Raw genomic sequence first — 26,358 nt, 5'->3', positions numbered from 1 at the left:
AGCCGCCCCCTTTAGTTGTCGTGCTGATGACAATCAGCCGTTTCATAGGGGGCAGTGCAAGGCAGGAGGCGACAGTCTAGCTGAAAGTAGCGGCCTGATGATCAGGCGCAGAAGAACTAGGCGCGGGCGGGTTTGCGGCGGGGTCTGGCGGCAGCGCGGGCGGCCAGCTTGTGCGCATAACGGCGACGGCGGGAATCCATGGGGTCAAAGACCAGCTCGCGATAGACTTCTACCCGGTCCTGATCCTGCAAGAGTTGGTCCAGCTGGCAGCGCTGGCCGTAGACACCGACGTGCAGCGCGTCCAGGCCCTGTTCATCGTCCAGCGGCGGCAAGCCGCATTCACGCAGGCCTTCGGCAATGCCAGCTTTTAACAGGGCATCACGCACACAACTGCCCGCAGGCAAACGCAGGGCGGCTTTCCAGACCTGCGCCTGAGTAGCCACAATCACGCTGACGGATAATTCAGTCACCGTAGACCTCTTGGGCACGGCGGGTGAAGGAGTCGATAAAGCTGTTGGCAACGCGGTTAAAGATGGGACCGACCACCATTTCCAGCGCGCGGCTGGAGAACTCGTACTCCATGGTGAACACGATCTTGCAACCGTCTTCGCCCAAAGGAGTAAACTGCCAATCCCCCGTCAAGGCCGAGAAGGGCCCTTTGACCAGGCGCAAGACAATACGATTGGGATAATCGTGTTCGTTACGTGTGGTGAAGGTTTGACGAATACCCGCAATGCTGATGGTAACCGAGGCTTCCATCCCCTTTTCGTCACGCTGGTTGACACTGGCGCCACCACACCACGGCATGAATTCAGGGTATTTTTCCACCTCTGCAACCAGGTCAAACATCTGTTCGCAGCTATAAGGAAGGAGGACGGAGCGTTTTACTGTATGCATCAGGTCTGGTTAATAGATAGAATGTTCTGATTTTACAATCTATGGTTGGCAATTAATTCATGAGTATTGTTGATAATCGCAAGGCTACCCACGAATATTTTATCGAAGAGCGCTTTGAGGCCGGTCTGGTCTTGGAGGGTTGGGAGGTCAAGGCGATCCGAGCTGGGCATGTTCAGCTCAAAGAAAGCTATGTCATCGTACGCGAGGGCGAGCTGTTTATTTTAGGGATGCACGTCAGCGCTTTGCCGACAGCGTCCACTCATATCCGGCCCGATGCCACTCGTACACGTAAACTGCTGCTCAAAGCCGAAGAAATCAGCAAGCTGATCGGCAAGGTTGAACAACGTGGTTACGCCCTGGTTCCCCTGAACCTCCACTACAAGAAAGGTCGTATCAAGCTGGACTTCGGTCTGGGACGCGGTAAAAAACTGCACGATAAACGTGATGTTTCCCGCGACAAAGACTGGAAGCGCGAACAAGAACGCTTGATGAAACACGACACCCGCCGTAAGACGAATGAATAAAACGGGCTAAAAAGCCCGTTTTGTTCCAAATCTCAATGTAATTTAACACGAGGGGCGGCCCGTTTGCTGAGCAAGCGGCCCAAAGCCAAGGTTGCCGTTCGCGCAACCCCTAAAATCGCCATGTGGTGCATCAGGTGCAGACTCATGTACATGATGCGAGCCAGCAAACCTTCCACAAACCAGCTCTTGCCGGACAAGACCCCCATCAGGCTCCCTACCCCACGGCTGTGGCCCACGGAAACCAGCGAGCCGTAATCCTTATAGACAAAGGGTGCTTCATCCACAGGCTTGCCCTGGATGCGAGCGGCCAGACGTTTGCGCAAGTAACTGGCTTGCTGGTGCGCGACCTGGGCACGTGCAGGCAAGAACTGACCTTCCTTGTCCCAGGGCACTTGTGCGCAGTCGCCCAAGGCCCAGATATAGGGATCGGGTGTGGACAGACAGGAATCCAGCACCAGCTGATTGATGCGGTTGACGGGCAAACCCAACTGGCCCAAAAAGGCAGGGGCTTCAATCCCCGCCGCCCAAACGCACAAATCGTTGGGATATTGACCACCGTTCGCATCCTCGATGTGGTCCGCCGCCAGACGGCTGACCCGCACCGAGGTCCGTACCGCTACGCCACGCTGCTCCAGCAGACTTTGAGCGGTAGCGGACAGCTTGGGCGGCAGAGCAGACAGAATGCGATCGGCGCCTTCCAGCAAGGTAATGCGCACTTCGCGGTCCGAACTGCTGCCCGGAATGCTGTAAATGCTTAAATCAGCACGGGCTTCCAGCAACTCGGCAGCCAGTTCCACCCCCGTTGCCCCGCCCCCGACAATATTGATGTACAGCGGTGCCCCCGGTTCACGCTGCGCGCGGCGTGTCACACTGATCAGTTCATTGAGCAATTTCAAACGGAAACGCTCTGCCTGATGGGTCGAGTCCAAGGCCAGCGCGTGTTCATGGGTGCCAGGCGTATTGAAAAAATTGGATTTGCTACCCACGGCCATCACCAGGGTGCCATAGGACAGGCTGCGTTCCGGGAACACTTCTTCATGATCGGGCCCCAGGACAGGAGCCAGCGTAATACTGCGCTGCTCGCGGTCTATACCGGTCATTTCACCTTGAATAAAAGTGAAACCACAGTCTCGTGCCAGCATGAAATACGATAGCCCTTCGCGGTGAATATCCAAGGTGCCGGCGGCAACCTCGTGCAAGGACGGTTTCCAGATATGGTCACTGTCTTTGTCGACCAGAAAGATATGCTGACGCCCGAACTGACGTCCTAATTTGGCAGCCAGCTCCAGGCCACCTGCCCCGCCCCCCACGATCACCACTTGATACGACTGCGTAGTAGACATCCAGAACTCCTTGGGACTTGTCTTGAGCAAAGAGAGTATCAGAACCGCCGCCTTATACTTTAAATCAAAACAGATAAGGACTATAGCGATCTGTAGACGCCGCCAGGCGCGCCCAGAAGCGCCGGCCTGCGCTACCACCCGAATATGTGGCTCTTTTGCGCTTTAATAGGCCTTAGATCAAAGACTGGCGCAAACAAATAGGTCCAGCAGCAGTGCATGTCGTAAAATCAAGGGGTTTGGTCTTGCTTGCCCTTAACGATCGAAATAGAGCAACAGCACAGCAGCTATTGATACGGTATGATGCTGACTTTGTCCTATTCACTTATTTTTTGCCTGCCATTATGCACGACGATGTTCCCCGAAAATCCCAACGCGCGACTCGAAAAGGGCGCGAACGCCGCGACAAAATCCTGGAAGTGGCTTCCGAGGTTTTTCGCGAGAATGGTTTTGAGGCCACATCCATGTCCCAAATCGCTGCATTGGCAGGCGGCTCCAAGGGCACACTCTACAACTACTTCCCGTCCAAAGAAGACCTCTTGCTGGCTGTCTTGCTGACAGGCGCCCAGGACTTTACCGAACAGGTCTTGACCAAGCTGGACTGCGAAGGCGATATTCGCGAAGAGCTGAAGCGCTTTTTGCTGCCCATGCTGCGCAATCTTTACTCCAAGCAAACCGCCCAATTGTTACGTATCGTCGTCTCTGTAGGTGGCCACAGTGACATCGGCAAGCGCTTCATGGAAATGCTGGATGATCAGATCTGGGACGGCGTGCAGTGCTTTTTTGCCCACCACATCGAGCGCGGCACCTTGCGCAAGCTGGACCCGGCATTGATGGTGGAACACTTCCGCTGCCTGAGCGAAGGCGAAATCGTTCTCCTGCTGATGGGCGCCATGGAGCCCTGGAGCGAAGAACACATTCAAAGCGAAACCGAACATATTCTGGATATGTTCTTGCACGTTTATCAAAACGACACAGCAAACTAAGGCTGTATCAATCGACTGCAACCGCTGATTGCCATCTCCTTACGGTTCCCGGCTTTATGCTCTACAGCTGACAGCGAACCCTTCAAGACAATCTGAATCCATGCCGCCCGATCCAGGGCGGTGACGGCGACTCCTTTTTCCCCATCACTACCTTTCACCAGCTCCCTGCCCCTGATCGGTGCCGGTTGTCAGGATTGAACCTGTGCTTCTCACTGCCCTACACCACGAGCACTCGGCGATACCTGTACGAGCTCGCACACCGACTCCAGCCTGCCAATACGCCAACATAGACGCACTATCAGGCTAAAAGAACCACAAAACGAAATCGCCTGAGCACGCGCAGGAGCAAGAACAGAAGCGCTGGCAAAAGATGCGCCCCAAAAACGACAACACCCCGACATGGAAGCTCCATGTCGGGGTGTTGAATCTTGACTGGCTTGACCAGCTTACTGCCAGAGACGTTTCCCTGGCAGTGGATTAGGTCTTGGTCTTAGGCCTTGGCCAGACGCTGCCAGGTGTCCACAACCGTGTCAGGGTTCAGCGACAGCGAAATAATGCCTTCTTCGCTCAGCCACTTGGCCAGATCGGGGTGATCGCTAGGGCCTTGGCCACAAATACCGACGTATTTGTTTTGTGCCAGACATGCCTTGATGGCACGGCTCAACATGAACTTCACGGCTTCGTCGCGCTCGTCGAAGTCAGCAGCCAACAGTTCCATACCGGAGTCACGATCCAGACCCAGGGTCAGCTGAGTCATGTCGTTGGAGCCGATGGAGAAGCCGTCAAAGTACTGCAGGAACTTCTCGGCCAAAATAGCGTTGGAAGGCACTTCACACATCATGATCAGGCGCAGGCCGTTTTCGCCACGAGCCAGACCGTGGGAAGCCAGCAGCTCAACCACACGCTCTGCCTGACCCAGGGTACGCACGAATGGCACCATGATTTCGACGTTGGTCAGACCCATTTCGTCGCGCACTTTCTTCAGGGCTTCGCATTCCATCTTGAAGCATTCTGCGAAGTCTTCGGACAGGTAGCGAGCCACACCGCGAAAGCCCAGCATTGGGTTCTCTTCCTCGGGCTCGTAGCGCGAACCACCCACCAGTTTGCGGTATTCGTTGGACTTGAAGTCCGACAAACGCACAATGACGGGCTTGGGGTAGAAGGAAGCGGCCAGAGTCGCAATACCTTCAGCCAGTTTTTCCACGAAGAAAGCACGTGGGCTGGCGTAGCCACGAGCCGCCGATTCCACCGCCTTTTTCAGGTCGCTATCCACATTGGGATAGTCCAGAACGGCTTTGGGGTGAATCGCGATGTTGTTGTTGATGATGAATTCCAGACGGGCCAGACCCACACCATCGTTCGGGATTTGCGAGAAGTCGAAAGCCAGTTGTGGGTTACCCACGTTCATCATAACTTTCAGGCCGATCTCGGGCATTTGGCCCCAGCTGACTTCTTCGATCTCGGTTTCCAGCAAACCGTCGTAAATACGGCCTTCGTCGCCTTCAGCACACGATACCGTCACTTCCTGGCCTTCTTTCAGCACGTCTGTGGCGTTGTTGCAACCGACCACGGCAGGGATGCCCAGTTCGCGAGCAATAATCGCCGCGTGGCAGGTACGGCCGCCACGGTTGGTGACAATAGCCGAAGCCAGCTTCATGATGGGTTCCCAGTTAGGGTCCGTCATGTCGGTCACCAGCACGTCGCCGGGTTTGACCAGATCCATCTCGGAAGCATCCGCCACAATACGGACTTTGCCCGAACCGATCTTCTGGCCAATGGCGCGGCCTGTGACCAGCACGTCGCCGGTGGCTTTCAGGCGGTAACGCTCTTGCACATCGTTGCTGCCTTGCTGGGACTTAACCGTCTCAGGACGGGCTTGCAGAATGTAGATCTTGCCGTCGATACCATCACGACCCCACTCAATGTCCATGGGACGCTGGTAGTGTTTTTCAATAATGGTGGCGTAGCGAGCCAGTTCGATCACTTCTTCGTCGCTCAGGGAGTAACGATTGCGCTCGGACACAGGCACGTCCACGGTACGTACAGCGTGATCGGTGGTACGACCTTCGTCAAATTCCATCTTGATCAGCTTGGAGCCGATACGGCGGCTGATGATGGGGTAGTGACCGGAAGCCAGCGTTGGCTTGTAAACGTAGAACTCGTCCGGATTGACCGAACCTTGCACCACGGTTTCGCCCAAGCCGTAGGAGGAGGTCAGGAAAACCACGTCCTTGAAGCCCGATTCGGTGTCCAGGGTGAACATCACGCCGGCGCTGCCCTTATCGGAGCGCACCATACGCTGGATACCAGCGGACAGAGCCACTTCAGCGTGGGCGTAGCCCTTGTGCACGCGATAGGAAATAGCGCGGTCGTTGTACAGGGAAGCAAACACATGGTGAATCTTGCTCAGCACCTCGTCAATGCCCACCACGTTCAGGTAGGTTTCTTGCTGACCGGCAAAGGAAGCGTCAGGCAAGTCTTCGGCGGTTGCGGAAGAACGCACGGCAAAGGAACCTTTGCCATCGGCGTCCAGCTCAGCAAACGCGTCACGTACGGCTTGTTCAAACTCGGCTGGGAACGGAGTGTCGATGATCCACTGACGGATTTCGGCACCGGCAGCAGCCAGTTCACGCACGTCGTCGGCGTCCAGCGCGTCCAGACGCTGCTGAATGCGCTTGTCCAGATCCTTGTTTTTCAGGAAAACGCGGAATGCTTCGGCTGTTGTGGCAAAACCACCTGGCACGCGCACACCAGCATCAGCCAACTGGCTGATCATTTCACCCAGCGAAGCGTTTTTACCGCCCACTGTGTCGACGTCCGTCATGCGGAGCTTGTCGAAACCAATTACGTAAGACATAAGTCACCTTGAATAGAAAAAAAAGCGTGTTTGCTTAAGGCAGTGATCCCAGCAGCGCTGTCCGTGTGATCTGTCCTAAGCAAACCTGCCTTTCCATCCCCCGATTCGAGCGGTAAATGGTAATCTTGCAAATTGTACCGTTTCCCGAGCATTGTGCACGACTTATTCCATGTCTTCTTCTCCTATTGAGCGTACCGTCTTTGTCGTTTCCGACAGCACGGGCATTACCGCCGAAACTTTCAGCAACTCCGTCCTGTCGCAATTCGCTCAATTCGAATTTCAGGCCATCCGGATCCCCTTCATCGATACCATCGAGAAAGCCCAGTCTGTTGCTGATCGCATCAACCAATGCGCGCAGGAACAGGGCCAGCAGCCTCTGGTCTTCAGCACCCTGGTTGACCCCAAGATGGCGCACATCATTGGCGCGGCCAATTGCACCTTCCTGGACTTGTTTGGTGCCTTTGTACGACACATCGAACGCGCCCTGGGGGTGAAATCCAGCCGTTCCGTGGGTCGTTCGCACTCCGGTGGCATGTCCAAGCGCTACAACAACCGTATCGAGGCCATCAACTTCAGCCTGGCGCACGACGATGGTCAATACGTGAATGGTCTGGAACAAGCCGACGTGATTCTGGTGGGTGTGTCACGCTGCGGAAAAACGCCTACCAGCTTGTACTTGGCAATGCAGTATGCCGTCAAGGCCGCCAACTACCCCATCATTCCCGAGGATTTCCAGCGCGGTACCCTGCCCGCGACGCTGGCTCCTTACCGGAAAAAGATTTTTGGCCTGTCCATTCATCCAGACCGCCTGTCCGAAGTGCGTAATGAACGCCGTCCGGGTAGCAAATACGCCACCATCGAACAGTGCCGCATGGAAGTGGCCGAAGCCGAGCGCCTGATGCGTATGGAAGGTATCCCTTGGCTGTCCACCACCACCAAATCCATCGAGGAAATCTCCACCAAGATTCTGGATGATGTCGGTTTGGACCGCCGCTCCTACTAAGGATTGAACTCCTGGTCCAAGCGCCCCCCCTTCGGGCGTATTCGGACAGCCTCAACATCAAGGCCTGAACCCGGTGTGATACCTGGCTCAGGCCTTTTTGTTTGCTGCGGGTACGGTAACAGGTCTGCTGTGCATCCACTTGCGCCTCTACGGGTGTCGGTTTGCCTATACCGGCTTGCATCCCCTATTGTTGCCCCCTCTTAGACCAGCTTGCCCACCCAAACCTGCGGGTGCTGATCGGCCCAAGGCAAGGCTTGCTCCAATTGGCCAGCCAGCCCGAACAAAAGGCATTCCTGGCCATAGCCGGCTGTAAACATCATGCCTATGGGTAAAGAGGTGGCCACATCCTGCCCAGCAGGCACGGACATGGAGGGCGAACCGCTGATGTTGGCCAAAGCAGCAAAAGGCGCTTGCCGGAAGACGTGGGCAATCCAGCCCAGGCCATCCACCTGATCCTGTACCTTGTTGTACTCGCCCACCTTCATGGGCAGCGTAGGCACGGTGGGTGTCATCAGCACATCGTACTTCTGGAAATACGCCCCCAAATTCCGTGAAACTGTATTACGCACGGCAATCGCCCCCAGAATATCAATCCCGCTAATCTTCTTGCCGTAGGCGTAGGCCGCCAGCGTGGCCTGTTCCAGATACTCCTCGTTCACCGGGCGTCCTGTCGCCGCTGCAATGCTGTCTATCCATGCAGCCGTATTCACGTTCCAGAACTGAGCATTGGCGTGCACAAAAGCCTCCCAACTGACGCCGGAGTCAAACACCAGGGGCTCCACCTGATGGCCCAAGGACTCCAACACCGAGGCCATATCAATCGCCTTGGCCGCTATGGCAGATTGGGTTTTATCGCCGCTGGGCGGGTCCATCATCAAGCCGATACGCAAGGAACCCGGATTCTTCTTGACGGCCGATAAAAAGCTCTGCGGGGGCGCTGCGGTGTAATAGGGCTCGCCGATACCGGGACGACTAATCGCATCCAGCAAGGCCGCACTGTCTCGCACACTGCGGCTGACACCCAGATGGGCCAGCAGACCACTCCACACTTCATCTTGCTGAGGGCCGCTGGAGACACGCCCCCGAGTGGGCTTCAAACCAAACAGGCCGTTCACTGCTGCAGGGACACGGATAGAGCCACCGCCGTCAGTTGCATGCGCCACTGGCACCATCCCTGCCGCCACTGCAGCGGCCGAACCTCCTGTAGAGCCGCCAGCATTAAAAGCCGGGTTCCAAGGGTTCAGCGTAGGGCCTACGCAGCGCGCTTCCGTCGTGGTACTGATGGCGAACTCCGAGGTGGTCGTGCGCCCCAGCGTGACCAGTCCCGCCTCCTTGTAGAGGCTCATCAAGGTGCTGTCTGCATCCATCACCATATCTTGCGCCAGCTTGCTGCCCAGCTCGTAGCGCTTGCCCTTCATGGTGATCGCCAAATCTTTAATCAAAAACGGGACGCCGTAGAGTACGGAGTCCCGGTCAGCATGAGGGTCAATCTCCCCGTCCCAGCTCTCTACAACCGCATTGATTTTACTGTTCAAGGTGTCGACGGCTTTTTTGCCAACTTGGCTTAATTCTTGAACACTGATTTGTTTCTTGGCGACCAGCTCAGCAAGAGCCAGGGCATCATAGGTCGCGTATTCGCTAAGTTTCATTGTTGACCTCATCTGAAAAAGATTAGGAATCCAGCCGGATACAACGATGCAGCGATAAAGGGAGGGAAAGACGGCTCTGCACGAGCCGCTAGCAGACAAGCGTCTACTGCGCCAGGCACTCAGTACTAGCGTACCGATAAGCAGGCGCCTTACTAGATGATTTACTTGATTTTACAAGTGGAGACAAGTGCCAGATCAAGACAGAATTAGCGCTTACAGGCTAACTCTGCTTGATGCTGTGAAATAAAGCCGCTGGAACTAGCGGCTGTGCTGACGACGTTGCTCGTACAGGCACAGTGCGGTGGCAATGGCCACGTTCAAGGACTCAACACCGGGCGCCTGGGGGATAAACAGGCGTTGATTTGCCTTAGCCAGCAAGGCCGGGCTGACACCTTGGCCCTCATTACCAAAAACCCAAATCCCTTGGTCTGGCAGGCTGGACTCGTACAGGTCCTGGGTATCCGGGCCCAGAGAAGTCACCAGCACCGGCAAGGCCGCTTGTTCAAGCAATGCTACGCCATCGACCTGCTCATGGATTTGAATGGAGAAATGAGCGCCCTGCGCACTACGCAGCACTTTCTGCGACCAGACGCTAGCACAGCCCGGTGTCAGATACACCGCTTCCAGGCCCACCGCTACGGCAGTGCGCAGTACCGTGCCTACATTGCCCGGATCTTGCACCTGATCCAGCAAGATGGCGCGTTTCGTGGGAGCCGTCCAAGTCTGTCCACGAGGCACGCGGACAATAAAGCCTATGCCCTGCCCCTGACCTACTTGGGACACCGCATTCATCAACGTGGCATTGAACGTCACGCTGCTATGGCCTGGCAAGAAACGCGCCAGTTCCAGCAACTCGTCGGAGTGACGGTCCATCTCGAAAACAGCCAGTTCCGGCAAACCACGGCGTTCCAGCCACATTTGGCACAGATGAATGCCTTCCAACCAAATCAGCTGATCCCCCCCGTCCAGCTCGCGTTTATCGTGAGCCAAGCGCTGTACTCGTTTGAACAGCGCATTATCTTTGGATTCAATCAGCCTCATTGTCTTCAACTTACCTAACTAAAGATGCGCGTACCGGCGCGAAACTTCGACGATGCTCGGGACAAGGTCCGTGCTGGGACAAACGATCCAAATGCAAGGCCGTCCCGTAGCCTTTATGCTGGTCGAAACCGTATTCAGGATAGTCTCGGTGCAATTCCAGGCAGACCGCATCCCGCGCTGTTTTGGCCAAAATCGATGCGGCCGCAATGGCGGCATGGCTGGCGTCGCCTTTAATGATGGCCTCTGCCGGACAACAAAGGCCGCCTGGAATGCGATTGCCATCCACCAAGGCTTGTTCCGGTTTGACGCTCAGGCCATTACAGGCCCGCTGCATCGCCAGCATGGCGGCGTGCAAGATATTGATGTCATCAATTTCTGCCACAGTAGCACTGGCAATTTCCCAGGCTAAGGCTCTTTCCTTGATCAACACAGCCAGGGCTTCACGTCGCTTGGCGGTCAGCTTCTTGGAGTCGTTTAGGCCTTCAATGGGATTGTTCGGGTCCAGAATAACGGCAGCGGCAAAAACGGGACCGGCCAAGGGACCACGTCCTGCTTCATCCAGCCCCGCCACCAAACCTGCCGAGACATCACTGACTAATAAATCCAGCTGCTTCATGCACGCGCCATATTCAAAATGACCTCAGCCGCCAAGGCGGGGGTGTCCCGACGCAAGGTCAAATGCATCTCGGTAAAGACCTGCTCGATATGAGCTACATACTCCTGATCGCTCAAGGCTTTCCAGCACTCTTGCGCCAGCTTCTGGGGTTCGGCATCTTCTTGCAGTAGTTCAGGCACGACAAAATCGCGAGCCAGCACATTAGGCAAGCCCACCCAAGGCACATACGGTCTGTCCTGGCCGGACTTCCAACGTATGATGCGCTCCATCATGGGGCTGAGCACATACGAAATAACCATAGGACGCTTGTACAAGGCCGTTTCCAGGCTGGCGGTACCGCTGGCCACCAGCACCGCGTCACTGGCCTCCATCACCGTCCAGGCGGGTGGACGGACCACTCCTTCCGAATCCGGCTGACGAATACCCGCTGTGTTGGCATCAATAATGTGCAAGTTACGGATAGGATGCTGAACCAGAGCCTCTTCAAATTCCTGACGGCGCTTGGGATTGACCATGGGCACCAGAATCATCAGATCCGGGTCCTGGTCCTGCAAAATCTGTACGGCCTGCAAGAAGCGCGGCGACAGCATCTTGACCTCGGAGGAGCGGCTGCCAGGCAACACGCCCAGAATACGACCCGTCTCGGGCAAACCCAGGCGACGACGAGCGTCGGCCTTGTCCGGCTGCAAAGGGATATTCGCTGCCAAGGGATGGCCCACATAGGTCACCGGAATGCCTTCCTTTTCGTAGATCTCGGTCTCGAAAGGAAACAGCACCAGCATATGGGAAACCGCTTCGCGGATTTTGTGGATACGCTCGTAGCGCCAGGCCCAGATCGAGGGCCCCACAAAGTGCACCGTAGGCACACCAGCCTGACGCAAACGATGCTCCAGGCGCAAATTGAAGTCCGGGGCATCAATACCCACAAACACATCGGGACGCTGCCGCAACCATTGATTGCGCATGCCCAAATAGGTGGAGACCAGACCCGGAATACGTTTGAGCGCCTCGACGTAACCAAATACCGTCAAGGCGTCCATAGGATAGTATTGGTGAAATTGCTGGGCGGCCATCTCGGGGCCGCCTATGCCTTCTACCTGCACGCCAGGACTGCCTTGGCGCAGCCCTTGAATGATGCGAGCCGCCAGCAAGTCGCCAGACGGCTCCCCGGCCACCATTCCTATACGCAGATCCCGCTTGGCCCCTGTTTGCCCCGACCCGTCTGAACGTGCCGCTAATAGGCTGGAGGCGCTGCTCATGGCCGGCAAATACCCCGGCTGGAGTCATTCAAGAAGTCGATCATGACCTGAACCGCGGCACGGCAGTCAGGCTGCGTTTCCTGCAAGGCTTGCATTTGCTCTACCGCCTGCTCCACCGTCAGCTTGCGACGATACAGCAGCTTGTAGCTTTCCTTCACCGCCGAAATCGCTTCAGCCGAAAAGTTGCGACGGCCCAAGCCTTCACTGTTGACACCGACAGGACGGAAAGGATCGCCTGCACCGATGACGTAAGGAGGGATATCCTGACGCACCGAGCTGGTACCACCAATCATGCTGTGCGCACCGATACGACCGAACTGGTGCACGGCAGTCAAACCGCCCAGAATGGCCCAATCGCCAATATGTACGTGACCGCCCAGCTGGACGCTATTGGCAATAATCGTGTGATTGCCAATCTGGCAATCGTGAGCAATGTGGGTGTAAGCCATGATCCAGTTGTCATTGCCAACACGGGTCACGCCTACATCCTGCACCGTGCCGGTATTGATGGTGACGTATTCACGAACCATATTGCCATCGCCGATTTCCAGGCGAGTCGGTTCTCCAGCGTACTTCTTGTCCTGCGGCATGCCCCCGATGGAGCAGAAACGGTAGAAATGGTTGTTGCGACCAATCGTGGTCACGCCATCTATCACGCAGTGAGGGCCCACTTTGGTGCCCGCCCCCATCGTGACATTGGGCCCGATAATGCTGTAAGGCCCGACCTCGACATCATCTGCAAGCTGAGCGCCTGCTTCGATGATGGCCGTTTCATGAATACGCATAAACTATTCTTCCAATTGACGGATAGCACACATAATTTTGGCTTCGGCAACCACTTGGCCATCGACCAGGGCGCGGCCTGTGTACTTGCACAAAGCGCGGCTGATGCGGTCAGCCGTCACTTCCAGACGCAACTGATCGCCTGGCATCACGGGCTTGCGGAAACGCGCGCCATCCACACCGACCAGGTAATAGGCCAGTTTGTTGTCCACTTTGGCGTACGGATCCTCGGGATCGGTAAAAGAGAACAGTGCGGCTGCCTGAGCCATGGCTTCAATGATCAAGACCCCAGGCATAACCGGCATATGCGGAAAGTGACCTGTAAAAAAGGGTTCATTCATCGACACGTTTTTAATGGCGACGATGCTCTTGCCGGGCACCAGTTCCAAGACGCGATCGACCAACAGCATCGGGTAACGATGAGGGAGGCGATCCATAATTTGTCGAATGTCGAGTTCCATGTCCTGTCCTGCTTATTTTTGTTTATTGATATGTTCAGATGATTCATTTGCCCCATCCGCCTGCTGACGTTCCAAAGAACGCAGGCGACGGCGCAAACCGCTCAATTGTCCCAACACGGCAGCATTTTTCTGCCAGTCCTGGTGTCCTGCAAAGGGATAAACCCCGGTATAACGTCCGGGCTGGCTGATGCTGGAAGTGACAGCCGTACCACCAGAGACGTGCACGTCATCCCCCAGAACCAGGTGTCCCGAGAGCATCGCTGCCCCGGCAATCGTACAACGTGCCCCGATCTGGGTAGAGCCGGCCACCCCCACACACGCCGCCATGGCGGTATGCTCACCGACCTGCACGTTATGACCGATCATGATCTGGTTATCAAGCTTGACGCCGTTGGCCAGCACCGTGTCGTCCAGTGCGCCGCGATCCACCGTGGTATTGGCACCGATTTCAACATCGTCACCAATACGTACATGACCGATCTGCGCGATCTTGGCCCACGCCCCCTTCCCTTTCACGGGATCCGGTGCGAAACCAAAACCGTCCGCGCCCAGCACCACACCCGAATGCAGAATGGCGCGTGCGCCAATATGCACCTGATGGTAAAGAGTGACACGTGCGTGCAGCAAGCAGTCCTGACCCAAGGTGGAGCCTGCGCCAATTACGCAATGCGCGCCCAAACGGGTGCCCCGTCCGATCTTGACACCGGCCTCGATCACACAGAATGGCCCGACCGACACGCCTTCGCCCAAGTCAGCGCTGGGATCAATCACCGCACTGGGATGAATGCCCTGAGGCAAATCCGCCATGCGTACCTGATCAAAACGTTGCGCCAGCAGCGCGTACATCAGATAAGGTTGCGAGCACAAAACCGGGATAAAAGACGGTGCAAAGCCCAGACCTTCATAGACTTGTGGCGTCAGAATCACCACCGCAGCAGAGGTCTGCTCCAGCAGATCCTGCATCTTGGGATTGGACAGAAAGCTGATTTCCTCCGGGCCCGCAGAAAGCAAAGAGCCTAGGCCCCGAATCCGGGGCATAGGCTCTTTAATGCCTTCTGGCAGCTTGCAATCCAGTCCGGTCTTGTTGATGGCGTCTATAAGTTCAGACAGCTGTACAGCCTGATCAACGTTCAGCAATACCGGCATAGTGCATCAACCGCCCAGTGCTTTCAGAACTTCCTCGGTGATGTCCACACGTGGGCTAACCGTAACGGCGTCCTGAATGATCAGGTCGTAGCCTTGGGAGTCAGCAATACGCTTGATGGCGGCATCAGCCTGCTCAACAATGGCCGAGAACTCTTCGTTGCGGCGACGGTTGAAGTCTTCCTGGAATTCGCGACGCTTGCGCTGCAAATCGGAATCCAGATCAGCCAGCTGACGCTGACGCTTCACACGGTCAGACTCGGACAGAACAGGAGCGTCCTTGTCGAACTTCTGAGCTTGCGAACGCAGGTTGTTGGCCATGCGCTCCAGTTCTTCGTCGCGACGCTTGAATTCTGCTTCGATTTTGGTCTGGGCAGCTTTGGCGGGCTTGGAATCACGCAAGATACGCTCTGTGCTGACAAAACCGATTTTGGTCTGTGCCTGAACAACAGGTGCAGCGGTCATGGCGCCGACACCCAGCGCGGCAGCCAGAACGAGCGCTTTATTGCCACGCGACAAGCTGCGGGCGATGTTTGTAAGTTTTAATGCGATGTTTGACTTCATGAAAAATCTACCTTGCTAATTAGGCTGCAGAATAGTGCAATTGTGCCACTAAACACGAACATCAGAAAGCGGTACCAATCTGGAACTGGAAGGCTTGTTTGTCGTCACCTTCCTTGGCGCGCAAGGCGCGACCGTAGGACAGCTGCAAAGGACCGAGCGGGGATTCCCACGACAAGCCCAGACCTGCAGCGTACTTCCAACCGCATGGGTCTTCCGACAAACGATCAGGGCGACCCATTGCACAACCACCGCTAGTGTTGTCGACCTTACCGGCATCGGCAAAGACGAACCAACGTAACGTGCGGTCACGTGACGCGCCCGGGAAAGGCAGGTACAGCTGGGCGTTGGCGATCATGCGACGCGAACCACCCAGGTAGTCACCGGTCAAGGTGTCTCGACCACCCAAGGATGCGCCTTCATAGCCACGTACCGAACCGATACCACCGGCGTATACGTTCTTGATGACCGGGAAGGTCTTGCCACCAATGCTGCGACCATAGTCAATGGCACCATTCAGAGCCAATGTATACGCACGACCCAATGGAATGTAGTGCTGGTGGCTGGCGCGCAGCATGTAGTAGCGCAGGTCCACGGTACCCATATCCGCCGACAAGCTGGTCAGGCTACCCTTGTTGGGAGCAATCGCGCTGTCACGGGTATCTTTGGACCAACCCAGATTAAAAATAAACGTATTGGTGCGCTCACCGTACTCGTTCACATAATCCTGATAGGCACGTGGCGTGTACTGGGGGCTCAGGCGTGAGAGCTTGTTCTGCTCAAAGTTCACACCCATGAAAATACGGTCGTACTCGGAAATAGGCACGCCAAAGTTCAAGCCCGCACCAATGGCGGTGTTCTGGTAATCACCCCAACCATCATTGGACTGGTAAGGCGTGGTACGACGGTAGTAAATCGAGGTGGTTTTGCTGATGCCGTCACCCGTCCAGAAAGGATTGGTGTGGCTGATCACCGCCGCACGGTTCACCTTACTGGTATTGACCTGCAAGGACAGACTATTACCGCTACCGAAGATGTTGTCCTGGCTGATACCTGCCGACAACATCAACTTGTCAGTGGAGCCGTAACCAATACCCAGGTTAACCAAGCCGGTGGGCTTTTCTTTCACGTCCACGTTTACGTCGACCTGGTCAGGCGAACCAGGCACAGGCTTGGTGTTCACGTCCACTTCATTGAAGTAGCCCAGACGGTCAATACGGTCACGCGAGAACTTGATGGCGTCCGAGTCATACCAGGCCGCTTCTTGCTGACGCATTTCACGACGTACCACTTCATCACGGGTACGGACGTTTCCGCCCACCTCGATACGACGCACATACACGCGACGACCGGGATCGACGTAGAAGGTCAAGTCAGCCGTGTGATTTTCGCGATCCAGAACCGGATTCGGGTTGGCATTGGCAAACGCATAACCCAAGCCACCCAGGTATTCGGTAATCGATTTCACAGTGGCGCTGGTTTTGTCCGAGGAGAAGACCTCGCCTTCTTTCTGCTGCACCAGAGGCTGGATCTTGTCCTCCAGACCCAGCAGATCACCCGCCAGCTTGACACTGCTCAGTTTGTAGGGCTGGCCTTCGTGGATGGTCAAGGTGATGAAAATATCTTTGCGATCCGGGGAAATCGAAACCTGAGGAGCCTCGGCGGAGTACTCCAGAAAGCCGCGATTCAGGTAGTAGGAGCGGATGCGCTCCATATCGCCTTCCAGCTTCTCGCGGGAGTACTTATCGGTACCGGTGTACCAGGTCATCATGCCCGAAGTCGTCAGTTCCATCTGATCGAGCAAGTCACCTTGCGAGACGGCTTCCGTACCGACGATGCGGATTTCCTTGATCTTGGCCAGACCGCCTTCAAAGATGTCAAAGCTGACACCGACGCGGTTACGTGGCAAGGGCGTGATGATGGGCGTGATTTCCACACCGTACTTGCCCTTGGACAGGTATTGTTGTTTCAGCTCGAATTCGGCACGTTCCAGCATGGAACGGTCAAAAACCCGGCCTTCTCCAAAGCCTACCTGAGCCAGGGAGTTGGTAATATTCTTCGCATCGAACTCGCGCATGCCATTAAAGGACACCGACGCGATGGTTGGGCGCTCTTTGACGTTGACGATCAGCACATTGGTGCTGGTGTCAATTTGCACGTCGCTGAAAAAGCCTGTGGCGTACAAACGCTGAATCGCGTCTGCGGCCTGCTCTTCCGAGAAGGACTCACCGACCTTGACAGGCAAGGACGAGAACACGGCGCCGGGGTCGACCCGCTGGATGCCGTTGACTTGAATATCGCGCACGACAAACGGTGCAAATGCATTCGCCAAGGCGGGAGCAAGCAGACTTGCCACCAATACGGGCAGAACACGCAACGCAAAAGTAGGTTTCCGGCTAAACGACATCCTGGACAATCCTTGGTCGGTCAAATGGTTGGAAATTGTATGCCACCCGCCCTCAACTGAAAAGGCGGGTGATGTCATTAAAAAAAGCAATACTCATCAGCAGGGCCAACAAGGCCAGGCCCAGGCGCTGACCGACAAGCATCATACGCTCCGAAGCGGGCTTGCCGCGCACAGCTTCGATGGCATAGTACAGTAGATGTCCCCCGTCCAACATAGGTACGGGCAACAAATTCAGTAAACCGATGCTAATACTGATCAAGGCCAGGAAATTCAGGTAGGCGATCAAGCCAATACGTGCTGTCTGGCCCGCATAATCCGCAATAGTAACCGGCCCGCTGACATTACGTACAGAGACTTCCCCCGTAATCATGCGCCCGATCATCTTCAAAGAGAACCAGAAGGTCTGCCCGGTACGGGTAAATCCGCGTTCCACGCTCTCGATCGGCCCATAACGCACCAGTGTCATGGGCATATCCATAGCCACTTTTGCACCGATACGCCCCTGCGCATTGGCATCACCTTCAGGAGCGAGGAGCAGGCGTTGAATTTCGCCGTCCCGCAGCACGTCAAGCTCCAGTGTCTTGCCTGCGGATTGTTGCACCTTTTGAACGAAAGCCGTGATCCCGGGCTCGATCAAATCATCCAGCCGGATAATAAGGTCACCCTCCCGCAGGCCTGCCTGTTCGGCTGCCGTATCTTTAAATACCTCTTGGACGATGGATCGCGCCGGACGCAGCATCAATCCTGCCTGGGCCATCAAGTCCTGCCCGTCTGGCAAAATCTCGCCCGCCGGTAATCTCAAGTAACGATTTTTTTCCTGTCCAAACGGGTCCTTGACGCCCACTTCCAGCTCGCCACCCGAGGACAAGGCATCCATAAAGGCCCAACGCGCCTGCAACCAGGAGTCCACCGGCTTGCCATCGACAGAGATCAGGCGATCTCCAGCCTCGAACCCAGCTTGTGCGGCGGGTGTCCCTTCTGGAACAGGGCCAATTTGCGCAATAGGCTCTTGAGTACCCAGCAAGCCCACAAAGGCATAGATCACCACGGCCAGAATCAGGTTGGCCATCGGGCCGGCCAGCACAATCGCGGCGCGTTGTCGCAGGGGTTTGTGGTTGAAAGATTCGTCGATCTGCGCCTGCGTGGCATGAGCAGGCGGATCATTTTGCATGGCGACGTAGCCGCCCAAGGGCAAGGCCGAGACGGCCCATTCGGTGCCATTCTTGTCAGAACGGCGGTACAACACCTTGCCAAAACCAATCGAAAACCGCTCTACCCGTACCCCGCAACGACGGGCCACCCAGTAGTGGCCCAGCTCGTGAAAGGTCACCAGCACGCCCAACGCCACCAAGAAAGCCAGCACGGTAAAGAGCATGTTAAGTCCTGTTAAATACGCGCAGAGCTTCGACAGTAATCCAGCGCCAGCGAACGGGTTTCGCTATCGAGCTCCAAGACCCCGTCCAGAGCATCCAAGGCCTGGCTGGCACGGCCATTGAGCTTGTCCAGACAATGCTCGATCACAGCCGGAATCTGAGTATAGCCAATCTGCCGCTCCAGGAAGCGGTCTACGGCGATTTCATTGGCGGCGTTCAAGGTTACGCAGGCGGCCTGACTGCTGCGCAAGGCATCATAGGCCAGTCGCAAACAGGGGAAACGCAGAAAATCGGGCTGCTCAAAATCCAGACGTCCCATTGTGGCCAGATCCAGCAAGCCTACGCCGCTATACAAACGCTCCGGAAAGCCCAGACCGTAGGCAATCGCCGTACGCATGTCAGGCTGACCCAATTGCGCCATGACGGAACCGTCTATGTACTCGACCATGGAGTGAATCACACTTTGCGGATGCACCACCACATCAATCTGGTCAACAGGCACTGAAAACAGCCAATGCGCCTCGATTACTTCCAGACCTTTATTCAGCATGGTGGCCGAGTCCACCGAAATTTTGCGGCCCATGCTCCAGTTAGGATGCGCGCAGGCCTGCTCGGGGGTCACTCCCTCCAGCTCGGACAGATTGCGCGAGCGGAAAGGTCCACCGGAAGCGGTTACCAGAAGACGGCGCAGAGCCGCAACTGGCTGACCGGGTTCTGGCGGCAGCTCACCCGCCAGGCATTGGTAGATGGCGCTGTGCTCAGAGTCAATGGGCATCAACTGCGCCCCACCCTCTTGCACGGCTTGCATGAAGATACGACCTGCGGCAACCAGCGCCTCTTTATTAGCCAGCAGCACACGCTTGCCAGCACGTGCAGCGGCCAGGGCCGAGGGCAAACCTGCGGCGCCGATAATCGCGGCCATGACAGTAGTGACTTGCGGATCGGCAGCCGTGTCGGCCAGCGCCTGAGCACCTACCCGAATCTCTGGCAAGGCACCGCCCTGCCACGCGGCCAGAAAGCGGCTACGCGCAGCTTCATCCGGCACGAGGACAACACGGGCTGCGCTGTTACGAGCTTGCTCGGCCAACAGCTCCATGCGAGTGTGGCCGCTCACGGCATAAACCGCCATCCGATCGGGATGACGAGCAATCACATCCAGTGTGCTGATACCAATAGAGCCAGTGGCCCCTAACACACATACATGCTGGAAACTCATGAGTTCTTCCTTGACGCAAACACTTTGAATCCACGCAGGACTAAAAGAGCCACGCCCCACTTAGCAGCAAGGCCACGGGAGCAACCGGCAGCAAGGCGTCGATACGGTCGTACACCCCACCATGACCGGGCAATAATTGACTGGAATCTTTAACAGCGGCACGACGCTTGAGCAGGGACTCGAACAAGTCACCCACGATAGACAGAGCCGCCAGCGCAAGGCCCAAAGCAGCCGTGGCGACCCAGCCCCAGCGCTGCTGCACATCGGCACCGAAACTGCCGGCCCAATTTGCGCTGATCAACATCCATGCAGCAGCGGCAACCATACCACCGAGCGCTCCAGCCCAGGTCTTGCCAGGGCTAACACGCGGGGCCAGCTTGGCTTTACCGAAGGCACGTCCAGCGAAATAAGCAGCGATGTCTGCCACCCAGATCAGGACCAGCAAGGAGAGCACATAGACAATGCCCTGCGTATGCAGGAACAGATACAGGCTGGCCCAGGCAACCAAAGGAGCCAGTACACCCATCACGCTGAGCAAGACCCCTTGCGCACGCTGTGTGGCCTGAGCTTGCAGCACCAGCCCGGTAGCGCCGACGACCCACAAGACCGCCATCAGGGGCACCAGACCACGGTAGACCAAATCGGCCGCCTGCCCTTGCGGGCCGGTGTGATACCAGTGCACGCTTAGCCACAGCATCAAGGCACCGTTGAGCATGGCCAGGGGCCAGGCCCAACGCTGCTGCTCCTGGGTCAAACTCAGGCGCTCCCATTCCCAGCAAGCCAGCGTACTCATCAGGACAAAAATAGCCAGCAATGGCCAGCGCACGGGGGCAAGCATGGCCGCGCCCAGAATGACCAGCAGGATCAGGGCGGTGATGACTCGTTGTTTCAACATAGATAAGGCTCCGTCAAGGCGCGGGGCTACCCTGCACCTGGGCACTGGTGCGCCCAAAGCGCCGCTCGCGCCCACGATACCACTCGAAGGCCTGCTCCAGCTGCGCCCGGTCAAAATCCGGCCAGTACGCGTCTGTAAAGTACAGTTCGGTATAGGCCATCTGCCAGATCAAAAAATTGGAAATGCGGCGCTCTCCGCCCGTGCGGATGAACAGATCCGGTTCGGGGGCGTAAGACATCGCCAAATAGGGACTGAACATGGCCTCATCCAGTTGTTCAGGATGATCGACCAAATGGGGATTGGCAGCCAAGGCCTTTCGGGTCGCCTGCAAAATATCCCAACGACCACCGTAATTGGCGGCAATCGTCAAATGCAAGGTGTCGTTATCACGCGTTTGTTCTTCTGCATCGGCAATCAGCCCGCGCAATTCTTCGCTAAATGCGGATAGCTCACCAATAATATGAAGTCGGACGCCGTTTTTTTTCAGTGTTGCCACTTCTTTTTGCAGCATCTTGACGAACAGCCCCATCAACAGAGACACCTCTTCAGGAGGGCGTCGCCAGTTCTCGGAGCTGAAAGCAAACAGGGTCAAATAACGCACGCCGAGCTCGCCACAGGCCTCGACAATACGCCGGACGGTTTGCACACCACGCAAGTGCCCTGCCGTGCGTGGCAAAAGACGACGGGTTGCCCATCGTCCATTGCCGTCCATGACAATCGCCAGGTGGCCAGGAACCTGACCGTGTTCCGGAATAGTTTGGGTAGAACTGAAAGAAATCACCTAGCCACCTGTGCAAAAGCCGTTAGACCGTCATGATCTCGGCTTCTTTCTGGGCGATCAGCTTGTCGACTTCAGCCACATACTTGTCGGTCAGCTTCTGGATTTCGTCCTGGGCGCGACGCTCGTCGTCCTCGGAGATTTCCTTGTCCTTGACTTGCTTTTTAAGCGTGTCATTGGCGTCACGACGCAGGTTGCGAATGGCGACCTTGGCATCTTCGCCTTCGCCACGCACCACTTTGGCCAGATCGCGACGGCGCTCTTCGGTCAGCGCAGGCATGGGCACACGAATGCTCTCGCCCATCGAGATGGGGTTCAGACCCAACTCGTTGTCACGAATGGCTTTTTCAATCGGGCCAGCCATATGCTTTTCCCACACTTGCACGTTCAGCGTGCGAGCATCCACCACCGTGATGTTGCCCACCTGGCTGACCGGCACCATGGAGCCGTAGTACTCAACCTGAATGTGATCGAGCAAGCCTGCAGTAGCACGGCCAGTGCGAATTTTGGCCAGGCCTGTCTTGAGAGACTCGAGGGACTTACCCATCCGGCTGTCGGTCGATGCTTTAATCTCGGAAAGACTCATGGACTAAATTCCTATAACTTTAAACGTGAACCAGGGTGCCTTCATCTTCACCAGAGACCGCGCGCGTCAGGGCGCCGGGCTTGTTGATGGAGAACACTTTGATCGGCAGTTTCTGATCGCGACACAAGGCAAAGGCGGTCGCGTCCATCACTTCCAGACGGCGTACGATAGCCTCATCAAAGCTGATACGCGAGTAACGCGTCGCACCTGGGTCTTTATTGGGATCGGCACTGTAGATGCCGTCGACTTTGGTCGCTTTCAGTACGATTTCCGCACCCACTTCGGCGCCGCGCAAGGCTGCTGCCGTATCGGTGGTAAAGAACGGGTTGCCCGTACCGGCTGCAAAAATAACAACTTTGTTTTCTTCCAGGTAACGCAGTGCCTTGGGACGAATGTAAGGCTCTACGACCTGCTCAATATTCAGGGCAGATTGCACACGGGCATCCAGGCCACGGTGCTTCAAGGCATCTTGCAAGGCCAGCGCATTCATGACGGTAGCCATCATGCCCATGTAGTCGGCTGTCGCACGATCCATGCCCTGGGCACCTGGAGCGATGCCGCGAAAGATATTGCCCCCGCCAATCACGATAGCCAGCTGTACCCCCAACTGGGCAACCTGGGCGATCTCCTCCGTCATGCGAATGATTGTGCTGCGATTAATACCGAACGAGTCCTCGCCCATCAGCGCTTCGCCGGAGAGCTTCAACAGAACACGTTTGTAATGAGGGGTAGTCATGGGTGGGATTCCAAGTGACGAAGACAGAAGAGAGTGTAAAGCAGCAGGGCAGGCACCGCCACTACGGTGCCTGCCCTGAAAAAACAAGCTAGATTAGGCTTGACCGGCAGCGGCAGCTACCTCAGCGGCGAAATCTTCAACACGCTTCTCAATGCCTTCACCCACAACGTACAGGGTAAAGCCAGCGATCGATGCTTTTTTCTCGTCCAGCATTTGCTGCACGCTTTGCTTGTCGTTCTTGACGAAAGGCTGGCTCAACAGAGTCACTTCTTTCAGGAACTTGGCAACAGCGCCGTCAACCATTTTGGTGACGATGTCAGCAGGCTTGCCCGATTCAGCGGCTTTCTGAGCAGCCACGGAGCGCTCGGCTTCGATCTCGGCAGCGTCAACACCCGAAGCGTCCATGGCTTTAGGACGAGTCGCGGCGATGTGCATGGCCAGGTCTTTACCCACTTCTTCGTCACCACCGGCGAAATCAACCAATACGCCGATCTTGCCACCGTGAACGTAGCTGGCCAGTTGGCCGGCTGTTTCGTAGCGCTGGAAGCGACGGATAGAGATGTTTTCACCAATTTTGCCAACCAGAGCAGCGCGCACGGTCTCGACATTGCTGTCGGCCAGTGGCAGTTCAGCCAAAGCGGCCAGATCTGCCGGGTTGTTCTTGGCGACCAGTTGGGCGACGTCGTTGATAAAGCCGATGAAGTCATCGTTCTTGGCAACAAAGTCGGTTTCGCAGTTAACTTCAACTACGGAGCCGGTCTTGGCATCGTCAGCGATGTAAACAGAAACCAGACCTTCAGCGGTAACGCGGGTAGCTGCTTTGCTAGCCTTGCTGCCCAGCTTCACGCGCAAGATTTCTTCAGCACGTGCCATATCGCCGTCGGCTTCGGTCAGTGCTTTTTTGCATTCCATCATGGGCGCGTCGGTTTTCTCGCGCAATTCTTTAACCATCGATGCGGTGATTTGAGCCACGGTTTTCTCCAATTCTGTAGAACATGCCCCGGCAAGCCGGGGCGATACGAAGGATCACTGTAGCTGTCTGCCATGACAACTGATGGTGTCTGGCAGACAGCGGTGAGCCTGTTACTCCTGGGTGTCAGCCTGAACTTCGACGAACTCTTCGTCAGCGGCGATTTCTTCAACCAGACCGTTCAGGTTCTGTTCGCGGCCAGCCAGCACGGCGTCAGCCATGCCACGGGCGTACAGAGCGATAGCCTTGGCCGAGTCATCGTTACCAGGGATCACGTAATCCAGACCTTCTGGCGAGTGGTTGGTGTCAACCACGGCCACCACAGGGATACCCAGAGTGCGGGCTTCAGCCACGGCAATCTTGTGGTAGCCAACGTCGATCACGAACAGGGCGTCAGGCAGGTTGTTCATGTCCTTGATACCGCCGATGGCCTTGTTCAGCTTTTCCAGTTCGCGTTCGAACATCAAGGCTTCTTTCTTGCTCATGGTTTCCAGACGACCTTCAGCCATCTGAGCTTCCATTTCTTTCAGACGCTTGATGGAAGTCTTGACCGTTTTGAAGTTGGTCATCATGCCACCCAACCAGCGGCTGTCGACGTAAGGCATGCCGCAACGTTCAGCCTCAGCAGCCACCAGTTCGCGAGCAGCGCGCTTGGTGCCTACAAACAGCACGTTGCCACCACGGGCAGCCAGTTGACGCACGAATTTGGTTGCTTCTTCGTACTGAACAACCGTTTTTTCCAGGTTGATGATGTGGATGTTGTTACGCTGGCCGAAGATGAACGGAGCCATCTTGGGGTTCCAGTAACGGGTTTGGTGGCCAAAGTGCACACCAGCTTCCAGCATTTCACGCATTAAAGACATAAAGTTCTCCAAGGGTTTGGTCTTGTAACTGCCCGGTATCCGGTAAGGGCCGCAGCCTGTGCTGCATTCCAGACACCCCGAGACGGACAGTCACGCGATTTACAACTTAAAACATAAAAACGTTGCCCAGCATGAGCGAACGCCTGCACTGCAACGGACTCACGCCTGCAGGCAGACAAGATATCTGCCATCCGGGCCCGAGCCTGAAACTTTTCTGGCTACCGCCTGCATACAGGGTACTGTTCGCAGGTGTATCCTAGAGGATTGCTTGGTCAGCATCACTTGAACAAGAACCGGGCTGCTGCCCTGTTGCTTTCGCAACGCTTGTCATCGTGTTGACCCTGTATGTGTTGTGAATTCTGCGTGTTTTTGCTGACGGGCCATGGCCCGAGGCTTCTTCCAATCTTGGGGCACGATTTCCTGATGCCTGGCTTGGCTCATCCAGCCTGAAAATTCAGGCGGCCCAAGAAAAACTGGTCAAACCAGGAAAGCCCAGATTTGGCGCGGTGTTCCGCGACACATGATCCCCCCAAACGGGACGGAGCGTAACTGCAAAATTCACAAAAGCCTATAATTCTACTATTTTTCAATAGACCTGTTCAAGTTGCTATGAGTATTCTCGTCACAGACCCCACTGATCTCGAAAAAATGCGCGCTGCTTGCCAGACCGCGGCATCCATCCTTGATTACCTGACTCCCTTTGTCAAAGCAGGTGTCACGACCGGCGAACTGGATCGCCTGTGCATGGAGCGCATCAATGAACTGGGGGTCAAATCTGCCACCGTAGGCTACGCGCCTCCTGGCTACCCACCCTTTCCAGGCTCTATTTGCACCTCCGTCAACCACGTCATCTGTCACGGCATCCCCGGCGATAAAGTGTTGAAAAATGGCGACATTCTGAATATGGACGTCACCATTATTCAAGACGGCTGGTTTGGCGACACCAGCCGTATGTACTACGTGGGCGAGCCCAGCATCCTGGCCCGCCGCCTGACTGAAACCACCTACGAATGCATGTGGCTGGGTATTGATCAAGTCAAACCCGGCGCCACCCTGGGTGATGTCGGCCACGCCATTCAGCAACACGCTGAAAAACAAGGTTTTTCCGTTGTGCGCGAATACTGCGGCCATGGTGTGGGCCAGAAGTTTCACCAGGATCCGCAAGTGCTGCACTACGGCAAACCCGGCACCGGCGTAAAACTGGAACCCGGCATGATTTTCACCATCGAGCCCATGATCAACGCCGGTCGTCGCGAACTGCGCACGCTGGCTGACCAATGGACCGTGGTGACACGCGACCACAGCCTGTCGGCCCAATGGGAGCACGCGGTGCTGGTAACCGATACCGGCTACGAAGTGCTGACCGTCTCGCCCGGCATGCCTGCCCCTCCAGCCATCATCAACAAGGCCTGAA

The 26,358-nt window shown here is 56.2% G+C and carries 25 protein-coding genes; 4 read left to right on the top strand and 21 right to left on the bottom strand.

Features of this window, described 5'->3' with window-relative positions; all coding sequences use genetic code 11:
- Positions 1 to 116: 116 nt before the first annotated feature.
- Together ACU6HM_RS04145 and ACU6HM_RS04140 are read right to left on the bottom strand one after the other, a co-directional pair.
- Positions 117 to 470, bottom strand: coding sequence for an RnfH family protein (locus ACU6HM_RS04145; RefSeq protein WP_088450071.1), 354 nt, complete (start codon positions 468 to 470; stop codon positions 117 to 119).
- Entirely contained in the window at positions 463 to 897 is a 435-nt protein-coding gene (locus ACU6HM_RS04140; RefSeq protein ID WP_009454121.1) for a type II toxin-antitoxin system RatA family toxin, read from the bottom strand. Before ACU6HM_RS04140 ends, ACU6HM_RS04145 begins: the two co-directional genes overlap by 8 nt.
- 59 nt (positions 898 to 956) lie before the next feature.
- On the opposite strand from ACU6HM_RS04140, the gene smpB reads away from it, so the two are divergent.
- Entirely contained in the window at positions 957 to 1,421 is a 465-nt protein-coding gene (gene smpB, locus ACU6HM_RS04135) for an SsrA-binding protein SmpB (RefSeq protein WP_003799781.1), read from the top strand.
- Between the two features lie 32 nt (positions 1,422 to 1,453).
- Here the strand turns inward: smpB and ACU6HM_RS04130 are convergent, their stop codons facing one another.
- Positions 1,454 to 2,764: an NAD(P)/FAD-dependent oxidoreductase gene (locus tag ACU6HM_RS04130; protein ID WP_009454122.1), complete on the bottom strand. Its 1,311-nt coding sequence runs from the start codon at positions 2,762 to 2,764 to the stop codon at positions 1,454 to 1,456.
- Positions 2,765 to 3,105: 341 nt separating this feature from the next.
- Here ACU6HM_RS04130 and ACU6HM_RS04125 point away from each other — a divergent pair, with 341 nt between their 5' ends.
- Positions 3,106 to 3,747 (top strand): TetR/AcrR family transcriptional regulator, encoded by a 642-nt coding sequence (locus ACU6HM_RS04125; protein ID WP_235484220.1) that lies wholly within the window; start codon positions 3,106 to 3,108, stop codon positions 3,745 to 3,747.
- Between the two features lie 490 nt (positions 3,748 to 4,237).
- On the opposite strand, the gene ppsA is transcribed toward ACU6HM_RS04125, so the two are convergent.
- On the bottom strand, positions 4,238 to 6,604 hold the full coding sequence (ppsA, locus tag ACU6HM_RS04120; protein WP_021446560.1) for a phosphoenolpyruvate synthase: 2,367 nt from the start codon (positions 6,602 to 6,604) through the stop codon (positions 4,238 to 4,240).
- A 169-nt stretch (positions 6,605 to 6,773) separates the two neighbouring features.
- Here ppsA and ppsR point away from each other — a divergent pair, with 169 nt between their 5' ends.
- The gene (gene ppsR / locus ACU6HM_RS04115) at positions 6,774 to 7,607 is read left to right on the top strand and encodes a posphoenolpyruvate synthetase regulatory kinase/phosphorylase PpsR (RefSeq protein ID WP_009454124.1); all 834 of its coding nucleotides are present in this window, start codon (positions 6,774 to 6,776) and stop codon (positions 7,605 to 7,607) included.
- 200 nt (positions 7,608 to 7,807) lie between these two features.
- Here ppsR and ACU6HM_RS04110 read toward each other — a convergent pair whose 3' ends face one another.
- The 17 genes from ACU6HM_RS04110 to rpsB all read right to left on the bottom strand — a co-directional run bounded on the left by ACU6HM_RS04110 (position 7,808) and on the right by rpsB (position 24,944).
- Positions 7,808 to 9,256, bottom strand: a complete 1,449-nt coding sequence (locus tag ACU6HM_RS04110) for an amidase (RefSeq protein ID WP_021446559.1) — start codon at positions 9,254 to 9,256, stop codon at positions 7,808 to 7,810.
- 258 nt (positions 9,257 to 9,514) lie between these two features.
- Positions 9,515 to 10,297 carry a TrmH family RNA methyltransferase gene (locus ACU6HM_RS04105; RefSeq protein ID WP_009454126.1) on the bottom strand — a complete coding sequence of 261 codons (783 nt, stop codon included), beginning with the start codon at positions 10,295 to 10,297 and terminating at the stop codon, positions 9,515 to 9,517.
- Between the two features lie 10 nt (positions 10,298 to 10,307).
- Positions 10,308 to 10,913: a ribonuclease HII gene (gene rnhB / locus ACU6HM_RS04100; protein ID WP_009454127.1), complete on the bottom strand. Its 606-nt coding sequence runs from the start codon at positions 10,911 to 10,913 to the stop codon at positions 10,308 to 10,310.
- On the bottom strand, positions 10,910 to 12,091 hold the full coding sequence (gene lpxB, locus ACU6HM_RS04095) for a lipid-A-disaccharide synthase (RefSeq protein ID WP_250757231.1): 1,182 nt from the start codon (positions 12,089 to 12,091) through the stop codon (positions 10,910 to 10,912). The genes rnhB and lpxB overlap by 4 nt, the downstream gene beginning before the upstream one ends.
- A gap of 77 nt (positions 12,092 to 12,168) precedes the next feature.
- Positions 12,169 to 12,957, bottom strand: a complete 789-nt coding sequence (lpxA, locus tag ACU6HM_RS04090) for an acyl-ACP--UDP-N-acetylglucosamine O-acyltransferase (RefSeq protein WP_250755730.1) — start codon at positions 12,955 to 12,957, stop codon at positions 12,169 to 12,171.
- A gap of 3 nt (positions 12,958 to 12,960) precedes the next feature.
- Complete coding sequence (gene fabZ / locus ACU6HM_RS04085; RefSeq protein WP_003799758.1) at positions 12,961 to 13,416, bottom strand: 3-hydroxyacyl-ACP dehydratase FabZ; 456 nt, start codon at positions 13,414 to 13,416, stop codon at positions 12,961 to 12,963.
- 12 nt (positions 13,417 to 13,428) lie between these two features.
- Positions 13,429 to 14,562, bottom strand: coding sequence for a UDP-3-O-(3-hydroxymyristoyl)glucosamine N-acyltransferase (gene lpxD, locus ACU6HM_RS04080; protein WP_250755732.1), 1,134 nt, complete (start codon positions 14,560 to 14,562; stop codon positions 13,429 to 13,431).
- Positions 14,563 to 14,568: 6 nt separating this feature from the next.
- A complete protein-coding gene (locus ACU6HM_RS04075; RefSeq protein ID WP_003799754.1) occupies positions 14,569 to 15,123 on the bottom strand; it encodes an OmpH family outer membrane protein in 555 nt (184 codons plus the stop codon).
- A gap of 61 nt (positions 15,124 to 15,184) precedes the next feature.
- Positions 15,185 to 17,527, bottom strand: a complete 2,343-nt coding sequence (bamA, locus tag ACU6HM_RS04070) for an outer membrane protein assembly factor BamA (RefSeq protein ID WP_009457011.1) — start codon at positions 17,525 to 17,527, stop codon at positions 15,185 to 15,187.
- A 52-nt stretch (positions 17,528 to 17,579) separates the two neighbouring features.
- On the bottom strand, positions 17,580 to 18,902 hold the full coding sequence (gene rseP / locus ACU6HM_RS04065) for an RIP metalloprotease RseP (protein ID WP_446763361.1): 1,323 nt from the start codon (positions 18,900 to 18,902) through the stop codon (positions 17,580 to 17,582).
- An 11-nt stretch (positions 18,903 to 18,913) separates the two neighbouring features.
- Positions 18,914 to 20,116: a 1-deoxy-D-xylulose-5-phosphate reductoisomerase gene (locus ACU6HM_RS04060; RefSeq protein WP_250755736.1), complete on the bottom strand. Its 1,203-nt coding sequence runs from the start codon at positions 20,114 to 20,116 to the stop codon at positions 18,914 to 18,916.
- A gap of 40 nt (positions 20,117 to 20,156) precedes the next feature.
- Positions 20,157 to 21,011, bottom strand: coding sequence for a phosphatidate cytidylyltransferase (locus tag ACU6HM_RS04055; RefSeq protein ID WP_009457013.1), 855 nt, complete (start codon positions 21,009 to 21,011; stop codon positions 20,157 to 20,159).
- Positions 21,012 to 21,024: 13 nt separating this feature from the next.
- Positions 21,025 to 21,789 (bottom strand): polyprenyl diphosphate synthase, encoded by a 765-nt coding sequence (uppS, locus tag ACU6HM_RS04050; protein WP_035271876.1) that lies wholly within the window; start codon positions 21,787 to 21,789, stop codon positions 21,025 to 21,027.
- A gap of 25 nt (positions 21,790 to 21,814) precedes the next feature.
- Positions 21,815 to 22,375: a ribosome recycling factor gene (frr, locus tag ACU6HM_RS04045; protein ID WP_009457015.1), complete on the bottom strand. Its 561-nt coding sequence runs from the start codon at positions 22,373 to 22,375 to the stop codon at positions 21,815 to 21,817.
- Between the two features lie 19 nt (positions 22,376 to 22,394).
- Positions 22,395 to 23,111 (bottom strand): UMP kinase, encoded by a 717-nt coding sequence (pyrH, locus tag ACU6HM_RS04040; RefSeq protein ID WP_003799741.1) that lies wholly within the window; start codon positions 23,109 to 23,111, stop codon positions 22,395 to 22,397.
- 93 nt (positions 23,112 to 23,204) lie between these two features.
- Positions 23,205 to 24,083, bottom strand: a complete 879-nt coding sequence (gene tsf, locus ACU6HM_RS04035) for a translation elongation factor Ts (RefSeq protein ID WP_009457016.1) — start codon at positions 24,081 to 24,083, stop codon at positions 23,205 to 23,207.
- A gap of 111 nt (positions 24,084 to 24,194) precedes the next feature.
- Positions 24,195 to 24,944, bottom strand: coding sequence for a 30S ribosomal protein S2 (gene rpsB, locus ACU6HM_RS04030; protein WP_021446553.1), 750 nt, complete (start codon positions 24,942 to 24,944; stop codon positions 24,195 to 24,197).
- 609 nt (positions 24,945 to 25,553) lie between these two features.
- On the opposite strand from rpsB, the gene map reads away from it, so the two are divergent.
- Positions 25,554 to 26,357 (top strand): type I methionyl aminopeptidase, encoded by an 804-nt coding sequence (gene map / locus ACU6HM_RS04025; RefSeq protein ID WP_009457018.1) that lies wholly within the window; start codon positions 25,554 to 25,556, stop codon positions 26,355 to 26,357.
- Position 26,358 lies beyond the last annotated feature (1 nt).

The organism is Alcaligenes sp. RM2, from assembly GCF_052931795.1.
Note: the sequence above shows the minus strand (reverse complement) of the source record. Positions and strands in the feature narration are given on the sequence as shown.